Source organism: Nocardia sp. NPDC049526, assembly GCF_044465765.1.
Taxonomy (GTDB): Bacteria; Actinomycetota; Actinomycetes; order Mycobacteriales; family Mycobacteriaceae; genus Nocardia.
This window is the reverse complement of sequence record NZ_JBITMA010000034.1, coordinates 1-19,280: the sequence shown is the minus strand read 5'-3', so window position 1 is coordinate 19,280 and position 19,280 is coordinate 1. Positions and strand designations below refer to the sequence as shown.

The following is a 19,280-nucleotide window of genomic DNA, read 5'->3' as shown; positions in this document are numbered from 1 at the left end:
CGCCTCCACCTTCATCGCAACGACTTACGAACTCGTAGAGAGATCGACTGCAGCACAGGAAGTCCGGTGACGCAGCGGGATGTGCTTTCTCCTGGTAGCACACACGACCGCATGTCGCGTGGACGCCAGAGTCGCACTTCTAATCCCCATGACTCAGGTAGGCACCTATCGCTCCATGAACGCCCTGTAACTAGCCGAATTGGGTGAACGACAGCAGGAAGGCGCTCAGGCTCGCCTGCTTCTCGACGAGGGTGGTGCCGGTCGTCGACAGATTCTTCAGTGTGGCCATGACATCCGGCGTGACCGCGGCCAAGGTGTCGAGATTGTCGGCCAGCAGTGGCACGTCGCGCCGCAATGTCGGTATCGCCTCGTTGAACTGCCCGAGGTAGCGATCGGTGGACACCAGCAGGTCGCCGAACCGCGTGCCGTGCCCGTCCAGTGCGGTGCCGAGCGCGGTCAGTGTCGCGTTGACCTTTTGCGGCTCAACGGTTTTCAGCAGGGTGAGCAGTGTGTCGAAGACGTCGTTCACTTCGACGCTCACCTTCGACCCATCGATCGTCGAGCCCGCACCGAGTGTCGTTGCTGCCGGTTCAGCCGGCCAGACCAGGGTGACGAATTTGCGCCCGAACAGGGTGGTCGGGGCGATCTCGGCGCCGACATTCGCCGGAATCCGCCGCGCCTGGCCGGGATTCAGGTCCAAGGTCAGCTTCGCCCGATCGTTGTCGACTTCGACGGCGCTGACCCGCCCGACGACCACGCCGCGCACCTTGACATCTGATCCGGGCCCCATCAGCAGCCCGGCCCGGTCGGCGAGCAGGTAGACCCGGGTGCTGGCGACGAATTCGCCACTGCAGGAGGCGATTGCGCCGGTCCAGGCAAGTACGAAGACGGCGATGGCGCTGATGCCGAGCAGCAGGGCGCGGCGCCGGGAGACTTCCAGGGTCATCCGGACACCCGAACGGTCGAGTGGACGCCGCCGTAAACGGCGACTCCGATGATCAGGTCGATGATCATGATCGCGATCAACGAGGTACGCACCGCCCGGCCCACCGCCACCCCGACACCTGCGGGACCGCCTGCGGCGTGGTAGCCGTGGTAGCAGTGCACAGACATGATGACCACCGAGAACACAATGACTTTCGCCAGCGACCACAGCACGTCGGTGGGCACCAGGAAAACGTTGAAGTAATGGTCGTAGGTGCCCGGTGACTGTCCGGACAGCACGATGCTCACGAACTGGGTCGAGGCGTAGCCCATGAAAAGCGCGATGCAATAAAGCGGGATAATCGCGAGCAGCCCGGCCAGGATCCGGGTTGTCACCAGATACGGAACCGAGGGAATCGACATCACCTCGAGTGCGTCGATCTCCTCGCTCACCCGCATCGCACCCAACTGCGCGGTGAACCCAGCGCCCACGGTTGCGGTCAACGCGACACCGGCCACTACCGGAATGGCCTCACGGGTATTGAAGAATGCGGAAATGAATCCGGACATCGCTTCGACCCCGACGCGGCCGAGCGAGGTAGCTCCCTGCTGGCCGACCTCGTAACCGGCGGCGGCGGTGAGGAATCCGACGACAACGACGGTGCCGCCGATCACCGCGAGCGCACCGGATCCCAGACTGACCTCGGCGATCAAGCGGACCACCTCACCGCGATAGCGGCGCATTGTGCGTGGAATCCAACCGAGTCCGTGCAAGTGAAACGACAGTTGGTGGCCGAGGCCGCCGACGGCGTCGCCGGGGCGCGCAGCGGCGGCGGTTAGCCTGCGCCCCCACGACTTCCGTCGTAGCAGCTCGGCCACGGACGGCTGTTGGCTGGTGATGGTCATATCGGTCCGTTCATTGCAGCCACAGGGTGGTGATGATGGAGTTGGCCAGGAATAGCAAGACGAAGCTGAAAACGACGGTCTGATTGACGGCGTCCCCGACCCCTTTCGGACCGCCCTTCGCATGCAGACCCAGATGACACGCCACCAGTGCGGCCAGCAGCCCGAATATCCCGGCTTTGAGCTCGCTGACCAGCAGATCCGGTATCCCGGTCAACAGCGGAATCGCGGTAATGAACTGGCCTGGCGTCGCGCCCTGGAGATAGACCGCGTAGAGGTAGCCACCGGCCAGGCCGACCGCGGTGACCAGTCCGTTCAAGAACAGCGCGACGACCGTGGAGGCGAGCACTCTGGGCACGACGAGCCGATGTATCGGGTCGATGCCCAGCACCCGCATCGCGTCGATCTCCTCGCGGATGGTCCGTGCGCCCAGGTCCGCACAGATCGCCGTCGCGCCTGCACCGGCCACCACCAAAACTGTTGCTACCGGACCGATCTCGCGAATCACAGCGATTCCGGCGCCAGCCCCGGACAGGTCGATGGCTCCGATCTCGTTGAGCAGCACATTGATCTGGAACATCACCATGACGCAGAACGGGATCGCGATCAGCAAGGTCGGCACAATCGATACATTGGCGATGAACCACGCCTGATGAACGAACTCCCGAAATTGGAAGGGCCGCCGTGGCAGCGTCCGCAGGGTGTCCAGCGTGGTGCCGAAAAACTCTCCCACCGCACGTGGGACGACCTCCGCGGCGGACCATGTTCTGTCCCAGCGGGCAGGCGAGGAGATCTCGCCGGAATCCACCATCGTTGAACCTTTCAGAAATCTGAAACCGATTGACCGGACCGCGATCACACCGTGCTGAAGTCGCTGGCCATATCCGCCCGCCGCGAACCGCACCGGCCGGGTCGCCGCACCGGACAACTCACCGAACCGATGACCTAGAAAACCGCTAATTCAGCGGCCTCCTAGAAGATCTTTCGTAGGATCTGCAGCGGCCCGTTTGCTGTACGGCAGATAGATCAGCTGCAGATCCGGCGTCGAGGTCGCCCTCCTCGAATTCCTCGGTGAGCCGGGATTTCAACATCGAAGATCTATTTCTGTCGCTACGGCACGGACAGTCTCGGCGGCCCGGTCGGCGATCGCGGCGGCGGATCGAAGCGACGTCCTCACCGGTGAATCTCCTTGTCGGAATGTGCAGTCCGGTTCGATGGCCGGGCCGGGCTGTCGTCGTCCAGTGCCGGCCCTGGTCGGCCCTGCAGCTTCCTACCGGAATTGCTCGTGGTGGCGGCACCGAACGCTGCATCCGGCCAGTCGGCCCGACGATCGGTGTCTCCGTTGGTGATGCCGACGATGGGCTGCCGGAGGGCGGCCGGCGCGGCCGGCGGCACTACCGGGTGCGCGGGCGCGACCGGCGCGACCCGCTGGTACGCCGCACCGGGTGCGGGGCGCGGATCGGCGTGACCGCGGTTGGGCCATAACGACATCGCACGTTCAGCCAGTGCGGTAATGGTGAGCGAGGGGTTCACGCCCAGATTCGCCGAGATGGTCGATCCGTCGACGACGTGCAGGCCGGGATAACCGAACAGCCGGTGGTAGGGGTCGACGACGCCCGTCTCTGCGCTGTCGCCGATAGCGCAGCCCCCGATGAAGTGCCCGGTCATCGGAATGTTGAAGACGCTGCTGCTGGTGGCCGCGGCGGGAACACCGTCGATCTTCTCGGCCAGCCGCCGCGCGACCTCGTGGCCGGCCGGGATCCAGGCCGGATTCGGTTGTCCCTCACCCTGTTTGGTGGTCATGCGTCGGCCGAACAGGCCGCGCCGGGTGTAGGCGGTGAGCGAGTTGTCCGCCGACTGCATCACCAGCAGGCCGATCGTCTGTTCCGACCAGCGACGCGGATTGTGGATCCGGAGCAGATCCCGGCGGCTCCGGCCGAGTTCACGCAACCAGCCCAGTCCGCGCGCGCCGTCGCCGCTGACCATCACGGTGGTCAGCAGTGATATGGCGTTGCTGCCCTTTCCGTATCGCAACGGTTCCACGTGCGTGTCCGGATCCGGGTGGACGGAGGAGGTGATCGCGATGCCCTTGGTGAAGTCGCGGGACTTGTCTCGGCTGCGAACCGCCAGCAGCTCCTCGGAATTGGTCCGGGTCAGATACCCGAGCCGGGCGGACAGGTCGGGGAGCGAGCCCCGGTCGCGCAGCCGGTGCAGCAGCTGCTGGGTGCCCAGCGCAGCGGCGGCGAACACGACCTGCTCGGCGGTGAATCGATGCCGCCGCTTGCGCATCCACCGGCCGGTGCGGACCGTGGTGACCTGATAACCGCCGTCCGGCAGTGGGCGGACATCGGTCACTGTCGTCAGCGGATGCACGGTGGCGCCGGCCTGCTCGGCCAGATAGAGGTAGTTCTTCACCAGCGTGTTCTTGGCGTTGTGCCGGCAGCCGGTCATACATTCGCCGCAGTGGGTGCAGGCGCGCCGGTCCGGCCCGGCGCCGCCGAAGAACGGGTCGGGTACATCCTCGCCCGGCCGGCGCCCGGGCCCGCCGAAGAACACACCCACCGGTGTGCGCTGGTAGGTGTCGGCGATTCCCATGTCCTGCGCGACCTCCGCGATGACGCGGTCCGCAGGCGTGATCGCCGGATTGACAGTGACACCCAGCATGCGCTTCGCCTGGTCGTAATGCGCGGCCAGCTCGGCCTTCCAGTCGGTAATATGCGCCCACTGGCCGTCGGCGAAGAAGGTATCCGGCGGCTCGTACAGGGTGTTTGCGTATACCAGGGAGCCGCCGCCCACCCCGGCTCCGGCCAGCACAAAAGTGTCCTTGAGTAGCGTCATCCGCTGAATTCCGTAGCAGCCCAGCGCCGGTGCCCATAGGTAGCGCCGGATACGCCACGAGGTTTGCGGGAACTCGTCGTCGGCGAACCGGCGGCCGGCCTCGAAAACACCGACGCGGTAACCTTTCTCGGTCAGGCGCAGCGCGCTCACGCTGCCACCGAAGCCCGAGCCGACGACTATGACGTCGTAATCGAAAGTCATGGGCACTTTACCTTTCAGGATCGCGTTCAGGCGACCGAGGTCATCCGGAAGTCGGAGGGATTCGAACCGATGGTCTCGCGACGGTAGGCGGTCACGGTTCTTTCACTTGTAGCCTGTCCCGCACGCGCCCAGCGATTTCTACCGCTGTGGGTATCAGGAGCGGGGACAGGATCAGCCCGAACAGCGGCACGAGGATTGTCGGTTTGGGTTCCGGTCATCGGCGGGAGTCTCGGAATCTCAGAGATCCCTTCGCAGGGCGAATTTTTGGGGGCAAGTCGCTATAAGATCTTTCGTAGGATTTGCAGCGCCCGTTTGCTGTACGGGGGATAGATCAGCTGCAGATCCGGGTGGAAGGTCTTGCGCAACACCGATTTCCGGTGACTGAGTGCTTCGAACCCCCAGCGGCCGTGGTAGGCGCCCATGCCACTGGCGCCGACACCTCCGAACGGAAGCTGCGGCACCAGGCAGTGCATGGCGACATGGTTGATCACCGCACCGCCGGACGGGATTTCGTCCACGAGGCGCTCGCCCACCGCCGCCGATTTCGTGAAGTAGTACCCGGCAAGTGGTTTCGGCCGGGAGTTCACGAACGAGATCGCATCGTCGAGGCTTTCGTACGACAGCACCGGCAGGATAGGTCCGAAGATCTCCTCCTGCATGACCGCATCGTCGGGATCCGGGTCGACGATCACGGTCGGCTCGATCGACAACGACGCCTCGGTGACCCGTCCGCCCAGCGCGATCGTGCCGCGCGTCTGCGCGAGATAGGTAGCCAGTCGCGCGAATTGGCGCTCGTTGACGATCCGGCGGCCGTCTGCGCCTCCCTCCCCCTCGAATTGCTCGATCGCCGCTACGATCTCGTCCACCAGCCGATCCCGGATACGGTGATCGGCCAGCACGTAGTCCGGCGCGATGCAGGTCTGTCCCGAGTTCACGCACTTGACCCAGGCGATCCGGCGGGCCGCGATAGCGAGGTCGGCGTCGGCGGTCACGATTACCGGGCTTTTACCGCCGAGCTCCAAGGTCACCGGAGTCAGCGTCGCCGCGGCCGCGGCCATGATCTTCCTTCCGATTTGGTCGCCGCCGGTGAACAGTACGTGGTCGAAACCCTGCGCCAGCAGCTCCTGGGTGACCGGGGCGTCGCCCTCGACCACGACGACCGCCTCGGAGTCCAGGTATTCCGGAACCAGCCGAGCCAGCAGGGCCGACGTGGCCGGCGCCAACTCGGACGGCTTGAGTATCGCGCAGTTGCCCGCGGCCAGCGCGGCCACCAACGGCGAAAGAGTCAGGTACACCGGGTAATTCCACGGGCCGATGACCAGAACGACGCCGAGCGGCTCGTACTGCACCCAGGCCGAACCCGGATACTGCACCAGCGGCAGCGGCTGCCGCCGCCGACGCATCCACCGCCGCAGGTGTTTCAGGGCGAACACGGCCTCACCCCTGGTGGACGATATATCGCCCATCCAGGCTTCGGCCCGGCTGCGTCCAAGATCACTAGCCAGCGCGGCTACGATCTGATCCTCCTGCTCATCAAGCAGCCGGATCACGTTCCGCAACTGCTCCGCACGCCAAGTGCGGTCTCGGGTCCGGCCCGAGGCGAACTCGCGGCGAACCCGTGCCATCGCATCGGGGATGTCGGGCAAATTGGAGACCGCTGGTGCGGTAGTCGGTATAGACATCTGGTTACCTCTGAGGAGTTCCGTCACGCCTCCGGCGACGGAATCAGGCCGTGTTCGAGAAGTAGTTCCGCGCCCGCGGCGCTGGCGCGAAAGTGTTTGTCGTGCAGGGTGTTTCGTTGACCGGGAATGGATGAGGTCTCCAGTAGATGGTTTCGGCTACCGAAACGAAGGGGACCGACGATGATCCCGAGCCCGGTGATCACGCGTTGGGGCGTTCGCGGGCGGGTGGACCACCGAGACCATTGCCGAGCGAGCAAGGCCGCTAGTGCCCTGGCGATTGCCGATGCCCATCGAGGCGATGGTGACGAGTGCGATCTTCTGGCGGAGTTCGCGCATGTGTTGGCTCAGCTGTCGTAGTCGACTGCGACCGTCGGGGTTGTGGGATGAGATTGACAGGTCAGTACGAAGCCGGCGTCGACCTCGGCTGTGGTAAGCGCAAAATTTTGCTCCATCGATACCGCTCCTGTTGTGATTCTGGCTTTGCAAGTGCCACACGCGCCGCCGAGACAGGCATACGGCGCATCGATGTTGCTTTTCAGCGCGGATTCGAGGACGGTCTCGCCCGCGGCGAGTTCCACGGTGTGATGCGCGCCGGACAGAGTGATGGTCACTTCGGACTTGCGGAAGGCACCGACGTGTGTGGATCGGTTCGTGCCGCGGAACAGTTCGAGGTGTATCCGCTCGGTCGGCACTCCTTCAGATGCGAGGTCCTCGCGCATTGTCGTGACGAGATCGCTCGGGCCGCACAGGTACCACCGGTCGATCGAAGTGACATCGCTGGCGAGCAACTGTTCAACCATCGCCAGGTCGATACGGCCACGAACAGAGGCGGGGTGGTGCGCCTCACCTGAGCGGATGTGGAATATGCGTAACCGGTCTGCATATCGAGATTCGAGCTCATCGAGTTCGGAGGCGAACATGGTCGACTCTGCGGTTCTGTTGCCGTAGAAGAGGATGAAGCGGCTCTCGGTCTCGATCTCCATCGTGGTGCGCATGATCGACAGGATGGGCGTGATGCCGCTCCCTGCCGCCACCGCGACATAGTCGCGCCGAGCGAGTGGATCAAGGGGTGCGCCGAAGCTACCCGTGGGCGTCATGAGCTCCAGGACATCACCGGCTCGCAGCGTTTCGACCGCGAAGGTCGAGAACATCCCGCCCGCGATGTGCCGCACTCCGATCGCCAGTTCTCCCGATGTGGCCGAGGTGCAGATCGAGTAGTTTCGCCGCACCTCCCGCCCACCGATGCGGTGTCGAACGGTCAGGTGTTGGCCCGCCTGGAATTGGAACTGATCGCTGAGGTGATCGGGAACGTCGAAAGTGACTTTGACGCTGTCCGGAGTCAGGGGCTCGACGCTTGTGACGGGGATCGGGTGGGCGCTGGCATGGCGTGCCGCGGAGGAACGCGGCATCCGAACCGGGAGCAGTGCGGCTAGTTTGCCGTTGAGGCGTTTCCACTCGCGGTACTGCGTGGCGTCGAGCTGCTGCCCGAAGACGGTGCCTATTGCCGAGTCGCGCTCTAGGTAGGCGGCCTCATTGCGTCGCCAGACCGCGACGTAGCGGTAGAAAGGAATGGAGGGATGCAAGTGGTGGACCAGGTGGTAGTTCTGCGACAAGAGCAGAGGAGTCAGGATCCACTCCGAGCCGACGCGGTTGCGGGTCGCGCGATAGCGGTTCTCGCGTTGGGTGTCTTCCAGGTCGTGGTGGGGTAGCCAGTCGAACCACCACGCGAGCACGAACATCGCCACCCGCCCGGGAATCAGGCAGATCACCGCGAGCGTCCACAGATATCCGGCGAAAGCGGCCGCCACGATCACCGTCACCGAAAAGGTCATCAACGCCGCCGTTTCCAGGACCTCGGAGCGTGGGCGCCTGCGCAGGTTACGCACCAAGAAACCGATATACGGCAGGTCCATTGCCGGGAAACGGATGGGCAGCTGCCACCAGGGTGCGGCGCTGACGAAGTGATCGGGATCGAACTCACCGTCATTGGTGTTGCGGTGGTGCTCGATATGGATGAACGCGAACGACTTGAATGAGATCAGAGGCGAGACGAAGAACATTGCCACGCGACCGAAAGCGACGTTGACCCAGCGATGGGAGCTGATCGAGTAATGGGAGGCGTCGTGCAACACGGTGAACAGGACGAAGATTGCCGCGGAGCTCGCGGCGATGGTGGCGATCGCAGGCAAAGAGTCGGTGAGCGCGGCCCAGGTCGAGGCGCCGAAGAGCGCAAGCGCAAATGTGAAGATGCCGACTATCGGCCAGGACAGCGTAGGAACTTGCTCGCCCGGATCAGGCAAGGCGTGCTGCGAGGGGGCTGCTGGGGGTTGGGGGTGTCGAGTCGTCGTCGACATCGGACTCCTCCTTCGCGCTTCGGGATGAGATGCCTCACAACCTATTAACGACCGGTATCGGTCGACAAGGCCATCTCAGCCCTCTCCGGTGTGCTGCGAGCACATCCCGGCACGCTCGGCGTCCGTCGGTGCGGCTATGACTCGCGCAAAACCGAGGCCCCCAGCACGTCGCAGACGAGGAGGGCGGCATGCAGTTCGGCGATCTTGACAGTTGCGGGGCGGCCCCTGCGCTCTTCGGCACGACGCACCCTTTGCAGGACCGTGTTCCGGTGGATCCCCAAGGTGCGTGCTGCGATCGCCAGACTCCCTTGCGCGTCGAGCACAGCCAGGAGTGCGGCGCGCTCGCCGCGCTCTTTCGCGTCGTCCCGTGCGAGAGCGCCGAGCTGAGCGGCGACGAAGGCTCGCGCCGCATCCAGGTCGCGCGAGATGGCATCCACCAACGCGACATCGCTGAACTGAGTAATCGATGGCGCCGCGCGACCGGACAGTTCGATGACCCGGCGAGTGCGTAGAGCCTCCAGGTGGGAGGTACGGAAGCCGGCAGCCCCCGGATAGGGCGAGCCCACCGCGATATGAACGTTTTTACTTTCGCCGGGAAACTCCGTCGCCATGCCCGTCAGCGAAGTCCTCACCTCCCCCGTGATCGATGCCCATCCCCACACCGCGAGTGGACCGTCCGCCACGACGAGCGAGTGACCCGCCCCAAGGAACCTTCCAACCTGCCGAGCGAATCCCTCGAGGTCGACGCCACGGTCGTCGACCCAGCACACGAAGGCGATCTGCCGACCGGTGAGCCGGTGGCCGAGCACACGTTCGGCCCGAGCGATGTCGACACGTTCCCCAGCGAGCAAGGCCCGCACCACATCGGCGCGCTCGGCCCTTGCCTGGTTCTGGCGTCGGTCGAGCTCAGCGACGTACTCGGCAGCCACAAGACTGGAGATGCGGTCGATGTATCGAAACCCGAACCGCTCGAGATCGACAAACGTCCGCAACGCGACAGCGGGGTCGTCGATCGAGTCAGTCAGCGCTTCGGAAAGCTTCTCGGTGAAGAACTCATGTCCCAACCGATAGAACCGCAGCATCACATCCACGCTGTGCCCCCGTGACGCCATTGCTCGCGCGTGTTCGAGCGCCGTTACCGGCGCCTCCACAGCCGCTATATCGATCCCATGACGAACCATCGAAAGCACCGCTTCGAGATTCGACGAGCACGATCCCAAGGTCAGGCCGCGAAGCTCAGCATCCCCACCGACCTCCGGTATCCGCTCGACTATGTACCTCTGCATGTCGTCGGCCAGGCTGGACACATTAGCCAGAAAATACGCAGCAATACCCCTTCCAGCCTCCGCACCGTCAGCCGGCTCCAGCGCCTCCATATCTGCACACTAACCTCGACCGAACTGCTACATCCGACCGTTCACGATCGACGCCGCAACGGAGTTTGTTCCGTGGCTGGGGCGAGCGAGGGCCTGTCGGCCGCACCGGTTTGCCAACGTCAAACTGCTCCGAGCGCTGCGGCTACGGCCGCTCGTACCGCCTCTTCTGAAGGGGTGGGCATTCCCATGGCAGCGGCCATCTCCGCGATTGAGGTCATCGCCACCTCGGGCAGCCCGCAGGCCGTGAATGCCGAAAACGCGGCCAGGTCTGGCGCGATATTCAGAGCAAACCCATGGCTCGTCACGCCGCCGCGAATCCGCATACCGATCGAGGCAACCTTCTTGTGCTCCAACGTCCAGACTCCGACCAGGCTCTGGGCCTTGGCCGGCGTGTCACGTCGAACAGCCCGCAGGCCAAGCGACTCCAAGGCACTGATCAAGCCTTGCTCCAGCCAGCGCACGATATCCCCGGGGCCGCGCTGACGGAGATCGACCACCAGATAACCCATCAGCTGCCCCGGTCCGTGGTAGGTCGCTTGCCCCCCTCTGTTTACCTCAACCAGAGGAATCTCGGTCTGCAGCGGCAATTCATGACGGGGGGTCCGGACACCATAGGTGATCACTGCGGGATGAGTGAGCAATACCAGCCGATCCGCAATGCGCCCCTCCCGCCGCTCTCGAACCCAGGTTTCCATCTGCGCGACGGCCTCGAGATATGGGACCTCGCCCAGATCCACCCATTCCAGCTCACCCTCGCTCACACTCGGCCCTCTCTGTGCTACATGCATACCCGACCGACAGACCGGGATTGAGGCTCATAAGCATGTCAGGAGGCAGCAGACTCGGGACCGGTGTGCTCGCTCGCTTCTGCGGCAAGTGCGGCATCGAGCAGCACTTGCGCGGCCACGTGTGCCTGCACTGCCGCTTCCTTGAAGTTCGAGTGCATCTGCGCGCTGACGAAAACACCGTTCCTCAGAATCAGTAGCTGCGAGGCCAGGGGCTCGGTTTGCCGGCGGCCCCGCTTCGGTGAGGTACTTGGCGAAGATCTCGCGCACGAAGTTCTTGTGAGCCACCGCGACGTCCACGAAGGTGTGTTCCTGGTCGGCCATTTCCACCGCGACATTGATGAACGTGCAGCCTCGGCATTCGGGTCTGCGGTCACGCCCGACGAAGTCGAATACGGCAAGCACGCCTTCCCTGCTGGAATCGCCGGGCCGTTCGACCTCGCGCTCGAACTTGGCGCGGAGTCGCTGATCCCGGTCGATCAGGAAGGCCTCGACCAGGGCCTCCTTCGACCCGAAATGCCGGAACAAGGTCATGATCGGGGTCTTTGCCTCTTCGAGCAACGGTTGACTCCGACGGCGCGGATGCCTTCGGTTTAGAACAGCCGTGCTGCGGCCATGAGGCGATCCCGAGGTGCTTTCGTTGTCAACGTCGGAAAATCGTGTTCAGTGCTGACGTGTGGATTTGGTCCTGATTGACGGGCGTCCGCCCATCGTGCCCATTATGTCCGATCAGACTCGGGCGATTCCCATCAAAAGTGTGAGATTTTGGTGGGACGGATCGAATGACGAAAGCATGTCCGCCAGTTGCCTTCCTTCCTGCGCGCCGAACTGCGGACACCGAGCCAAATCTCGCTGGCGGACAAGAGATTTCCGCCATTCTCCTATGGAGTCTCGGCCGACAGCCCATGTCCCACGCACGATCCAGTCGCGTACCATTGCGACCGGGTAAGGGCGGCATAGTCCCGGAACCGCAGACTCCAGGACAGATGATCGCTGCCCTTCCCAATCCGCCCAATCCAGCAGGAGTCCAGGCCGAGTACAGTTGGTAAACCGCGGCCAGGCCGAATGAGGTTGTGCGGCTTGCCAATGACCGCTGGACAACGCCAACCTCACACCACATTGACATCAGCAGCAAATCTTTCGACTGGCCATCGACACACGAGCCCCGCAGCACACTCTTCACTGCGGGCCAGCGAGCCGGACCACCTGCGATCACCGCTCGCCAGAAAACAGACCGATAGTGGCGTGTCGACAATCCAGCACGCCAACAGCTCGGGCCCGGCAAGTCGCTGCGAGACCGGCTGCGCGCCGATGGCGCGCAGGAGGTCCACGCTCTCGCTGATGCCGCACTGGATTCGTGTGGGTGTCAGCCGTCAAGTAATTCCCCCAGGTGAGGGGTAGTTGTGCCGTCTCAAGAGATTGTTGACACTACGTAACTTCGCGGAACTAATCCGCCTCAATCTCGACGCACAAACCTCAACATCGCCACCGCCGGAGCCCGATACCGACGCCCGCATCGAGCATCTTCCCTTCAAGGGCTTTCCGCATCCTAAGGTCATTCGGGGTATTTTTTATCTTGTTCAGTCAGGTATCGGTCGTAGTCGTCGCAGTAGATTCGGGTTTTTCTAACTCCCGCAGCATTGGTCATGCCGAAGACAAACCCACGCAAATTTTTCTTCCCGTTCAGTTCGAGCCAGCCTTCAGAGAATTTCATCTTTCGCTCAGGGTTACCTGGCAGCCAATACCTTGGATCATAAATAGTGAGTGGCGCATTGCCGCTCGGTATCAGATAGGCGACCGGATCGCTACCCACCGGCCGATCGTCATGAAGATCAACTTTAATATCCGCCAATTTATTCCAACTATCATCCTTTTCTTTGATCCATTGCGGATTGATGTTAAAACCCGCACTCTCCTTTGGAAGAGCGGATCGTCGCTGCCCCCTCGGTAGCGACGGAGGATGCTTACAGGATCGGTGTTCACTGCAGGCTGGCAACTCGCTTCTCGGTGCAATTTTTTTCAGAAAAGGAACTAGATCGTCATACGTTTTACCGTAGGAGACAGCGACCAGCCCAGGATGTGGGGAGCTAAAATTTGGTAGACGGTCATCTGTCACTAGGATGTAGTGGGGGTCGGTGAAGGTTTCCTCAGCGACACGCAACCACTTGAGAAGTTCCGAGAAATTTGGATCGTCCAAACCTGAACCGTATCCAATCATTACCAATGCCGATCTTATCGCAGCATCGCGGAGAACATCTTGAGAAACAGCGGCCGCTCCCAAACGCCCGTAATCCTCTCCGGTAAGGACTACGGATTCATGGTCGGAGAAGAGGCCATGGAGATGGAACACGTACATTCCTGGATGTCTTACGAAGACCCTACGCGCATTCGGAGTACGCCATGTAATAGGTTGACGATTCGGATATGAGACCTTCCAGAGGTCGTCATAGTTTGTCGTCATAATCCAACTCACGTCCGGGAGAGCGCCGACAAGTTCATTATTTTCCGTAACCTTGAGGTTCCTAATTTGCTCCTGCAGCCACCTCTGATATTGGCCTACACCCGCTTCCCGGAACTGCCCCCCGACGAATTGCGCGATGGCCACGAGCATCTCTGTGTTCGGCGGGTTCTTCGAGTTGTCGAGCACGGCTCTGAAATGATCCACATTCTCAGCCATCAAGGGATTTCCACTGGCATACCAATCGAGACCAGCATGAAGGAGCCCCTTCCACGTTGCGACTGGGTGACCTCCACTCAGTGCCGCGGAGACACCGGCACCAAGTACGACAGTGGCCCCACCAGTCGTCGCTAACGCGTCTCGCAAGCTGTTCTGGTAGGACATTTGCTGCGTCATATATATCGCTCTTGCTGCGCCATGCTAGCTACGTTACAAGGGACCAATCGCGCTGGTCGATAGCCAGCAGAAACTAGTTCAAACGCGGACGGGTCGAAAGGTTAACCTGGGGTACGAATTTCCTCGAAAAAAAATTCTCAATCCCCAATTTTTTCCAATTATTCGACTCGGTGCAGGTCCTGCCTGCCGTGACGTCTACGGACTTCTTGTCCGAGGTCTGCGCACCGTGACCGGTGCCGAAACCTCGGAGCATCACGAGCTTGAGCTAGAACAGCAGACCGCGCACAGTCAAGCTGTCCTGAGCTACGGTTCGCCCCCGTGGAGCGAAGACGTCGAACACAAGCGCATGCCGCTTACCGAGCGGTCGCGGCTGGGCTCCACGCGCTACGGCCGGTGTGCGTGAAGCATCGAGATTACCGGCGCGTTGCTGTCAGAGCCCTCGCAATATCACTCGCTGAACGATAGATCACCAACCACTGAGCGCGGCCCAACCCCAGCCGCCGACACGACCTGGGAACCGCCATCTATAGCTGGGGGTCGCATGATTTGGCCAGCCATCGTTCTGATTGGCCAACCATCGTTCGTCATCACAGTCGGCGACGTCTGCGGTGCTGCTGGAAACAGCAACCTGCAACGGGCGACAACCATGACCTACAGCTCCAACTGAAACGCTGTTGACCGGTCATACCAGCGCCAGCTTGTACCGGCTGTCACAATCTCTCACCCACCTGGTCTGCCGCAGCGCAATCCGCACTGCTGAGTGAAAGCACGATCTCTGCCGGACCCCCCTACTGTGCGGTCACCACCAGGCCGTGGCGGCTTGACACACATCGTTGAATCGATCGCGATATCACCGCGACCAACACAGTTAGTGCGATTTCCAGCTCGAACCGCCGATAACCTCAGGCGGGATGCATCTGTACTACCGCGCTCCACAGGATCCGTTGCTGCGCAACAGCATCAGCCGACTGGGACCACGGATCGACACCCGCGGCGCCGGCGGGTACATCGTCGCGGCCGGGTCGATCCTCACCACCGGCCGATACCGGATCGTCGACGACCGACCACCGATCCGGCACTCTGACTGGCTGATCACTGCCATGACACCGGCCCCCCAACTCACAGCCAGCAACTCACGCCCTACCGCGCGACGGCGTACGTCACCCAAGCGATCGCCAACCAATGCGCTCGGGTCCGTGCGGCAAAGACCGGCACCCGACACTGGACCCTGCTACTGACAGCCAACAGCCTCGGCCGCCTCGTCGGCCGAGGCATGCTCACCCACGACGACGCCTCCACCGCCCTCTACAACGCCGCCACCGTCCACATCGGCGTCGACAACTTCACCCACACCGAAGCCGACCGCACCACCAACGACGGACTCCACCACGGCGCTTGTCGCATTCAACCGACTTAACCCCACCAGCCTGCTGAGTCGACTCACCGTGACGCCAGCGGGACAACGGCTCGACGCCCAAGGATACGAGGACTGGCTCGAACTTTTGCGGCGAGCCCGACGGGCACAGTGACATTAGGCTCCACCAAGGTAAGCGGGTCGCCGTCCCGTGACCATACCCCCGTCAGTCCTGCCCACGTCGCCCTCTCCAAATCGAGTACAAAGCCATCGTCGCCGACCCAATCGGAACCAACGCCGCAGCGCCGGCAAACACATAGATCGCGACGAAACCGCCCATGATCGACAGCAACGCTCCAAGCTCCACTACCTGATCGCGGTTCCGGCGACCCGAGCTGACCAAGGACTGGCGTGAACGCCTTCGCGGCGCGTTCGAACTCATGCCACACAGGACATCAGACCCGCAGAAAATTTTCACTCAATATGAACAATCATGAACTACCATGGACCCGAGATGCTCGGCGATCAAACGACATTCGACCATCGAGCCGTGTTCATGCTCGTTCATTTCGGAAGGGCCAATGTCTCCAAATCCTAACCCGCCGCGCGCCGCCGCGTTCACCAAGGCCCTCAAGGAGCTCCATCGCTCCTGTGGTGAGCCGAGCTATGCCGAGATTCAGAGACTCGCACGCAGCAACGGCGAATCCATCTCAAAAGGCGCCATCACCAACATGCTCAGCGGGGCAACGATACCGACCTCGCCCATCCTTCGAACGTTCGTGCGCGCGAACCTCGTGTTTGACGACCCGAACCGCGACCCCACTGAACTCGAGGCGGAGCTCCGCCGCTGGCGTGGCATGCGAATCGACGCGCGACAACCGACAGGACCCAATACCAACACGACGAGCCCTGACGTCGCAGTCCTCTCGTCACCCTTCGCCTCACCCGATCTCGATACCGGCCCAGCGCTCGGCCGATCGGTACCAACAACCAGCAGCCCGTCCGGAAACTTCACCCGGTTAACCGATTCACTGCGGATCGATGCAGATCCCCACTCAACACATGCCAACACCCGACCACGACGGAGCGACCTTCAGACCCCACGGCGCCAAGGAGCCCGGAATCTGCTCGACGATGCTCTTACCGACGAAGATGCCCAAGGGCGAGTGTGGGCAGACGCCAAATTCGGCTGCTACGCCTTTTACGATTTCGACGGCGAACCGATTTACGTTGGTCAGACCAACGAACGCCTACGCACCAGGGTCCGGCGTCACTTGACGAATCAGCGCACCGACGCGGTCGCGATGAACATTCTTGACGTTCAAGAAGTAGCAGAACTCGAACTTTGGCCGCTGTGGGCACTTCAGGACACCAATGTCCGCGATCCCGACGCGCGCGCACTACTCGACGCGACCGAGTACACCGTATATCGGAAGGCTATTTACCAGACCAAGCTCGGTGCACTTCTCAACGAGAAGATCCCCAACGCCGCGGGCGAAGTCGAACTTCCTCCGTCGAGACGCTTCCTAGTCGTCGACGACCAAACCCGCTCCGAGGCCAAAAATCCCGACGTCCGAATCGCGCGAAACGCTGAAATGCTTAGACGCCTGTCAACGACAATCCTGGAGCGCGGCCAGCCAAGTATGGGTGCAAGGCATGCCTTGCTGGTTCGATCCGCCCGCCTGACACAGCTTGTAGCATCGCGGCTGACTTTTGTCTCCGGAGTTCCAGCTGACGACGATTACCTCATGGATCTCCGCATGATGCTCCGCAGTCTGTCTGGGTATGCTTTCGATCGCGCCGCCCCCAATGGGCCCTCCACGTCTAAGTCCAGCTAGTCCAGAAAAAACGTGGCGATCGTGACTGGTCCGATCAACGCCCAGTACTCGAGGTCTGGCCCGAAGCCCTGGACCCAGAAACACTGGGCGAAGAAACCTTCCAGGACTCCGGCGAGCTCGACCTGGTCGCGGACTTCCTGTCGACGGTCAAAGGCGTGGAGAAACTCACCGGCCTCGATTTCGGGGATACTGTGCGAGCGGCCGACATTCGGGCCGGCCTACGTCAGCGCACCGCGCGCCGACCAACCGAGCTGCTCGACCGACGGTGACAAGGCGCTGTGGGGGTGCTGACACGGACGCCGACCTGGTCTTCACCTACGAAGACGGCCACCCAGTGCACCCCGATTCCATCCGGGAACGATTCAAGCGTCTCGCCGCTCGCGCCGAGCCGCCCGGCTAATCGTGCGTCGTGTCAAAGACGCTGCCCGCCAAGATGAGCTGTTCCCGGTGTGGCGGTGTCACCCGTTCTTCACTCAGTTCAAGAGGAGGGCGGGCAGAGGACTGTGGCGTGTTCGGGTATCTGCTCGATTCGCAGGCGTGCCGAGTCGTCGTGCATGGGAATGATAAGGATGAACCCTTTGTGTTGTTGCCAGTCCGTGGGTACGAGGAACCATCGGTCGTTGCGAGCGGCGAGTTCCCGAAGGTTTTTGTATCGGTAGTGGAAGCGTTGGTTGGAGTCGGTCGCCGGTATCGGAGTCTCGCAGACTTTCATGTCGTTGAGGTAGAGTCTTTCGGTCGTGTCCACCACGATGTTGGGATGCTCAGCGACCTGTAATCCGAAGTTCTCCGCGTCGCGCGCTCCGGACGCGGTGGCCAAGATGTTCGCTATCCAGAACAAGGCGAGCACAATCAGAGCGACCGCTATGAGCTGACTTACACGTTCGACAGATGCGATGTTGCGGCGCGGGAAGCCGGATCGGATCGCGGACAGAGTCCATGTGCCGCTGGCAGCGAGAATGGCACCGACCCCCAACGCTGCAGGCAGTTGCGCTCCCTGCAGCCACGACATTCCGTCGAGCACTCGCCCCAGCAGCACGGCCAGGACGTAGCTCAGTGCTACGGCAGCCCCGCACAGCAACAACCAACCCACCGCACCGAGCGCGCGTTGTCGCCCAGTCGAGGCGCGTCGGCGTTTCACCTTGACCCATCCGCCACCGACTACCAGCACAGTCGCGACCATCACCGAATCGACAACCGCCGGTTTATGCATCGGCAGGAACGAGACGAACGTGTAGGTGAGGAACACGACACCGGCACCGACGCCTGTCCAGCCCAGCGCGCGTATCGTCGCGAGCCATCGTCCTGAGATAATCGCGCGCTTCACTAGTTCACAGATCCCGAGTCCAAACCACGAGACGATGATGAATATGGCGATCTGCGGGTACATCACCTGAACGCTGCGCAGGACATACTCGGTGGTCGTGAACCCGAGCAGATCGCTGTCGATGCTGAAATACCCGAAGTACTTGCGTGTCGAGACGTAGCCGAAGTAATAGGCCAGGGCAGTCAGCAGCGTCGTCGGGGCGATGATCGCCGAGGCGAGGCCGACCCAGGCACTCACCGAAGCCGTGGACTGCGGCGGCGCTGTCTCACCCATCCTCGACCACCACTACCTCGATGGTTCCGGCAAAGGTTGCTTCGCCGTGGTCATGGTAGTTGGGGGCGCTGTCGTGGTGGGGCTGGTGGGACCGGGGAACAACCCGCTTGTCGATGTCGGTGGTGTTCCGATGATGTATGTTTCCGATGGGATCGTCGAGGGTTTCTGCGACGACACAGCCGTTGATGGCAACAAAGTCGTCGATTCGGCCGTCGTCGCTGGCGAGGTCTGAACCGTTGTGGCCTCAGTCGAGGTTGGTGACGGCGAGGGTGAATGGTCTCCGCAGCCGACGAGACCGCCTGTGACTGCCAGGGCGATCCCAACAACGAGCGACGCCGACGCACACACCGGCACCTTCGATGATGAACTCCGTGGCATCAGGCCCTCCAATGTAGTAACCAGACCGCCCAGAAAATTCTTCTACCCACATCACGTTTCGACCTGAGTAGCCAGGTACCCGTTTCACTGCTGGGCAATTGACCTAGGGCGTGTTTCATAAGTGCTGAGGGGTGATCGCCGCTGTCACGATTGCGGCTGAAAGTCGTTGCCGGAGTGGGTGTGTCGATGCCGTGAG

Annotated in this window: 15 protein-coding genes; 5 read left to right on the top strand and 10 right to left on the bottom strand. The window is 62.3% G+C overall.

Annotated features, from left to right (window positions below; translation table 11 throughout):
- Nucleotides 1-190: 190 nt before the first annotated feature.
- From ACIBW7_RS42965 to lipB, 8 genes are all read right to left on the bottom strand, one after another.
- On the bottom strand, nucleotides 191-946 hold the full coding sequence (locus tag ACIBW7_RS42965) for an MCE family protein (RefSeq protein WP_397056902.1): 756 nt from the start codon (nucleotides 944-946) through the stop codon (nucleotides 191-193).
- Complete coding sequence (locus ACIBW7_RS42960) at nucleotides 943-1,830, bottom strand: MlaE family ABC transporter permease (protein WP_397056900.1); 888 nt, start codon at nucleotides 1,828-1,830, stop codon at nucleotides 943-945. The genes ACIBW7_RS42965 and ACIBW7_RS42960 overlap by 4 nt, the downstream gene beginning before the upstream one ends.
- 10 nt (nucleotides 1,831-1,840) lie before the next feature.
- Nucleotides 1,841-2,638: an MlaE family ABC transporter permease gene (locus ACIBW7_RS42955; protein WP_397056898.1), complete on the bottom strand. Its 798-nt coding sequence runs from the start codon at nucleotides 2,636-2,638 to the stop codon at nucleotides 1,841-1,843.
- 362 nt (nucleotides 2,639-3,000) lie between these two features.
- Nucleotides 3,001-4,866, bottom strand: a complete 1,866-nt coding sequence (locus ACIBW7_RS42950) for a GMC oxidoreductase (RefSeq protein WP_397056896.1) — start codon at nucleotides 4,864-4,866, stop codon at nucleotides 3,001-3,003.
- A 278-nt stretch (nucleotides 4,867-5,144) separates the two neighbouring features.
- A complete protein-coding gene (locus ACIBW7_RS42945) occupies nucleotides 5,145-6,491 on the bottom strand; it encodes an aldehyde dehydrogenase family protein (RefSeq protein ID WP_397056904.1) in 1,347 nt (448 codons plus the stop codon).
- 401 nt (nucleotides 6,492-6,892) lie between these two features.
- Nucleotides 6,893-8,902 (bottom strand): fatty acid desaturase, encoded by a 2,010-nt coding sequence (locus tag ACIBW7_RS42940; RefSeq protein WP_397056894.1) that lies wholly within the window; start codon nucleotides 8,900-8,902, stop codon nucleotides 6,893-6,895.
- 134 nt (nucleotides 8,903-9,036) lie between these two features.
- The gene (locus ACIBW7_RS42935; RefSeq protein ID WP_397056892.1) at nucleotides 9,037-10,278 is read right to left on the bottom strand and encodes a PucR family transcriptional regulator; all 1,242 of its coding nucleotides are present in this window, start codon (nucleotides 10,276-10,278) and stop codon (nucleotides 9,037-9,039) included.
- Between the two features lie 119 nt (nucleotides 10,279-10,397).
- Complete coding sequence (lipB, locus tag ACIBW7_RS42930; protein ID WP_397056890.1) at nucleotides 10,398-11,039, bottom strand: lipoyl(octanoyl) transferase LipB; 642 nt, start codon at nucleotides 11,037-11,039, stop codon at nucleotides 10,398-10,400.
- Nucleotides 11,040-11,207: 168 nt separating this feature from the next.
- On the opposite strand from lipB, the gene ACIBW7_RS42925 reads away from it, so the two are divergent.
- Nucleotides 11,208-11,660, top strand: coding sequence for a hypothetical protein (locus ACIBW7_RS42925; protein ID WP_397056888.1), 453 nt, complete (start codon nucleotides 11,208-11,210; stop codon nucleotides 11,658-11,660).
- 958 nt (nucleotides 11,661-12,618) lie between these two features.
- On the opposite strand, the gene ACIBW7_RS42920 is transcribed toward ACIBW7_RS42925, so the two are convergent.
- Nucleotides 12,619-13,740, bottom strand: a complete 1,122-nt coding sequence (locus tag ACIBW7_RS42920; protein WP_397056886.1) for an SIR2 family NAD-dependent protein deacylase — start codon at nucleotides 13,738-13,740, stop codon at nucleotides 12,619-12,621.
- Between the two features lie 1,088 nt (nucleotides 13,741-14,828).
- On the opposite strand from ACIBW7_RS42920, the gene ACIBW7_RS42915 reads away from it, so the two are divergent.
- The 3 genes from ACIBW7_RS42915 (at nucleotide 14,829) to ACIBW7_RS42905 (ending at nucleotide 17,109) form a co-directional block, all read left to right on the top strand.
- Nucleotides 14,829-15,155: a bifunctional DNA primase/polymerase gene (locus ACIBW7_RS42915; protein WP_397056884.1), complete on the top strand. Its 327-nt coding sequence runs from the start codon at nucleotides 14,829-14,831 to the stop codon at nucleotides 15,153-15,155.
- A 35-nt stretch (nucleotides 15,156-15,190) separates the two neighbouring features.
- Nucleotides 15,191-15,334, top strand: a complete 144-nt coding sequence (locus ACIBW7_RS42910) for a hypothetical protein (protein ID WP_397056883.1) — start codon at nucleotides 15,191-15,193, stop codon at nucleotides 15,332-15,334.
- A 518-nt stretch (nucleotides 15,335-15,852) separates the two neighbouring features.
- Complete coding sequence (locus ACIBW7_RS42905) at nucleotides 15,853-17,109, top strand: GIY-YIG nuclease family protein (protein WP_397056881.1); 1,257 nt, start codon at nucleotides 15,853-15,855, stop codon at nucleotides 17,107-17,109.
- A gap of 478 nt (nucleotides 17,110-17,587) precedes the next feature.
- Here ACIBW7_RS42905 and ACIBW7_RS42900 read toward each other — a convergent pair whose 3' ends face one another.
- Nucleotides 17,588-18,670 carry a hypothetical protein gene (locus tag ACIBW7_RS42900; RefSeq protein ID WP_397056879.1) on the bottom strand — a complete coding sequence of 361 codons (1,083 nt, stop codon included), beginning with the start codon at nucleotides 18,668-18,670 and terminating at the stop codon, nucleotides 17,588-17,590.
- Here ACIBW7_RS42900 and ACIBW7_RS42895 point away from each other — a divergent pair.
- A complete protein-coding gene (locus ACIBW7_RS42895; RefSeq protein ID WP_397056878.1) occupies nucleotides 18,636-18,938 on the top strand; it encodes a hypothetical protein in 303 nt (100 codons plus the stop codon). The genes ACIBW7_RS42900 and ACIBW7_RS42895 overlap by 35 nt on opposite strands.
- The last annotated feature ends 342 nt before the right edge of the window (nucleotides 18,939-19,280 follow it).